A 3,668-nucleotide genomic window follows, 5' to 3' on the forward strand; every position below is an offset into this window, starting at 1 on the left:
GCCCCGCACACGGACCTCAAACTCACGGAGCAGCAAGCGCACACGATGCTGACCATCCAGGCCAAGACCGAGCAGCTCAAGCAAACACTGCGGCAATAACCTTTGTGGGAAACCCCTGTTTATCTGCCAACCGATCCGCAACCGCATTGAACAAGCTCCTCGGCCGTTTTATGCGGCAGACTTGCTTTATCTGCCGCGCGTGTCCTGGCTGCACAGAGGCATACATTTTTGAGCCATCTGTCGTTTCGCGATACACAAGCATGACCAGAACCGCGTCCAGTGCTTCATCGCGCAAACTGCAGGCTTTGGGCAGTCGCCGCTGTATCCAGCTCACACAGAGCGCCCCAGGCTCCTCTTAGAAAAGCTGCATCAACTGCTCCAAGTGTTGCGTCACAGCACACTTTCCTGATGCTTGGTCTGAGCGATGCACAGGTCGATCAAGTCATCAGACTCAAAAGCGCGCTGCATCAGCACGAGCATTTTCTCTGCGTGCTGATGCATAGCCACCTCGGCGGCCCACTTCCCTTGTTGCACAAACGCAGAGTGCATGGCAAGCACCTTCAGGCTCTGACTCTTCTTTTCGCTCATCAGCTGCTTGAACTTGTCTTCCGGCCCGGAATTGCTCAAGCGTGAGTTCATCGCATGGCTGACAAGGCACAAGTTGCCGAAAGCGTGCAGATCCTCGTCTGCCCATGCATTGCCGGAAAACAGCTCAGTCTGCGGGTGCAAGTGCTCGACAGAGCGGCGGGTACTCGTGAATTCAAATTCACGCCATTCCGTTGCATTGGTTTCGTTCTTACCGTTGGCCTGCAACCACAGCAAGTAATCCAGAAAATTGAAGTCGATCAGGCGCGCTTGCCCATACACCAGTTTTTTAGGCAAAGTCTTCATCAAGCCAGAGTCAGGCTGCGGCGGAACAAAAAAAACATCCTCACGGCGCACTATTTCTTCATAAGTCGCACAGCACCCCTCCTCCAACACGAAGGCCTTAGCCAACTCCTCCAGCGCCAGCAAAAATGCTTGCGCTTCAATCGCCTGGGTCACATCCTGCCGAAACAGCCAGCGCAACACGCCTTGCAGCCAGTGCTTGCGCGTGGGCAGCATGTACGACACATGCAATGCGGCCTGCAACATGCGCAGGCGCTCTCCGTAGTCCTGCTCAGTGACTTCAAAGGCATTGACCCACTGCAACACAGCTTTGTCGTTTCTGAACTTGCAGCGCTGCAGTTGCCAATGCTCGTCATCGCTCTGGCTCTCCACACTGCTCTTGATGACATGCTGGTCCAGCAAAAACCGGCAGCGCAGCAGCCTGTACGCAAACTCCTGAATCTGCTCTGCATCGCCGCGCAGCAATGGTTCAAACGCCGTCAGCAGATGCTTGTCGTCCAAGGGTGTATTGGCCAACGCATCGCCCGGCATCATGGCTAATACCTGCAGCAAGAAGTTCGGGAAGTTAATCACCGCTCCAAACTGAGCCTTGCTTTCGTCATCTTCCTCCTCTGCCGCTAAAAGCTTGTCGGTTTGATGCCTTACACCCGCTGCAGAAGAACCTGCCGCTATCAGCTGCGATAACGACTTGGGCACTACGGCCTTGTCATCACTCCCCTCAAAGCACCTCAGCAACTCGTGCGGGCTTTTCACAAGCAGCAGCCTGCCATCTGCAGCAAACAAACTCTTGCGCATAGCTGGCACAAACCCAGACTGCACCGACCTATCCATCACTGCGCTGGCATCCCACACCGCATGCAACACCTTCATCGCGGCCTGATGGCCTTGCCGCTGCAGCGTCCCCAGCAAGCGCGCTTTCAGCACCTCGTGCTTAGCCAGTTGCTCCCCCCGGTTATTCATTACCTCAAAGTAATGGTTCAAATCGGTACGGGGCGGCAGCTCCACCCGCAACAGTCGCACTTGCTCCATCAAGAAAGTGGCGAACGCCTTACGTTCAGCTCCTGGTATTTCGCGCAGCAAGCTTTCGATGATTGCACGCCCCTGCCAGATGCTGCTGGCGCCGCTGGCGTCATCGGGACTGTCTTTTGCTGCATCCTCCCACACCAAAGCAGCAGCGTGCAAAGGCTGAGAAAACACCGCCTGCAGCGCGTGACTGGAAGCCGCACGCGACTCAAACTGCAATGGCATACGCTGCATCGAGACAGCCAGCTCCGGGTGCAATGCGCGCAGTACGGACACCAGCAAACTCAGCGTCGTCAGCCGCTGCTGGCCATCCACCACCTCCCAATAGGCCTTCTGCTCTGTGTATCGCTCATACACCACCAAAGTGCCTATGTAGTAGTCATGCGCCTGACTCTGTGCATTGCGCTGGGCATAGTCACGTACATCGGCAATCAGCTGGCCAATTTCTCTCACGCCCCAAGCGTAATTGCGCTGGTACACCGGGATGGAATAAATCCCATCACTCAACACCCGCTGCACCGTCAGCAGCTGTGGCTTCTGCTTGTTGCTCATGCACTCTCTCCCACGCCCTGCTTCTGGGCATCTTGTTGGGTGATCTGCTGCCAGTAACCCAGCTTGCGCATCCAGCCTTCCAATGTCGCCAGGCCCTTGGGGCGCCCTGGTAGCTATTGCCGTAAAAAGCAGCCGGCAACGCCATGCCTAAAAAGTCCTGCGACGTCACTGCATCGCGCAGCACCGCAAACGGGTTGACCCCGCTTTCGTTCACAAACTTGTCCATGCTGCCCACCATCACCCGCCGGTTCAGCAAGCGCGCATAAGCCCAGACAAAGGCCAGTTCCACGGCCTGCGACAAGCCTTGCTCGCCAAACTTGTCCAGGTAATACATCAGCAAGGCATCAAACACCACCCGTACATGCGAGTCGCCCTTGCGCTCGCGCCCCGCATAGCAGCCCAGCGTCAGCAAAATTTCATGGGCTTCCCCAGCCAGCGGCTGCTGGAGCTTTTGCGCCCACGGCGGCAACTGGTCCTTTTCCTGCTTGAGGTGAAAGCCCATGCCCCAGTAATGCTGCACCCAGTCAAAAAAGCGCAAGCCATTGACCACTGGTGCGTCCAGCTGACAAGGCCAGACCCGACCGCGCGTGCCCGTATGGCTCTCCAGCAAATGCACAGCATCGTCCAGCATGAGCCAGGTACGGCTCATGGGCGCAGCGGCATGGCTCTCCAGACTGATGCCTTTGAACACGCCCACATGGCGCTTGCCAAAAAACTCCGCGTCCCGCCCCCGGCTGCGCTGGCGGGTCTGAAACAAAAAGCGCGCAAACAGCCGCTCAAGATCGTCTTGCGAACACTTCTCCCAAGCCTGCACAGCCTGCCCCTGCAGCGCCAGTTCGGCCGGGCGCAACGCCCGCAGGTGAAAAGCTTTGAGCAAGTCATGCACACACAGCGCCTTGCCACGACCATTCTGTGCGTCGAAAAACTGAAATGCCTCCGTCAGGCTGTGCAACTGCACGCGCACCACCTCGCAGCGCTCCAGCAAGAACGAAGCCTGCATCTGCCCCCACTGCGCCTGCCGAATATGGCGAGCAACCGCTTGGTAGTTGGCCTGCACCAACTGGTGCGACAAGGGGCTGGGAAACTGGGGCTCAAACAGCTTCAGCGTCAGCAGTTCCTGCTGCCAGGATGGGCGCTGCCCCTCTGGCACCAACTTGGCCTCTGCACGCAAAGCATGCAGCACCAGCAGCAAGGTCACCGTGCGC

Annotated in this window: 2 protein-coding genes; both read right to left on the reverse strand. The window is 57.5% G+C overall.

Annotated features, from left to right (window positions below; all coding sequences use genetic code 11):
* Window positions 1-390: 390 nt before the first annotated feature.
* The gene (locus tag Q1W15_RS23860) at window positions 391-2,463 is read right to left on the reverse strand and encodes a DUF262 domain-containing protein (protein WP_300733611.1); all 2,073 of its coding nucleotides are present in this window, start codon (window positions 2,461-2,463) and stop codon (window positions 391-393) included.
* On the reverse strand, window positions 2,411-3,668 hold a 1,258-nt coding region (locus Q1W15_RS23865), incomplete at its 5' end, for a hypothetical protein (protein WP_300733613.1). The genes Q1W15_RS23865 and Q1W15_RS23860, both read right to left, overlap by 53 nt.

It is taken from the genome of Pseudomonas sp. (assembly GCF_030150285.1).
Lineage (GTDB): Bacteria > Pseudomonadota > Gammaproteobacteria > Pseudomonadales > Pseudomonadaceae > Aquipseudomonas.

Excerpts from the sequence above, each read along its gene's own strand:
- Q1W15_RS23860 (WP_300733611.1), bottom strand. The coding sequence starts at position 2,463 with ATGAGCAACAAGCAGAAGCCACAGCTGCTGACGGTGCAGCGGGTGTTG.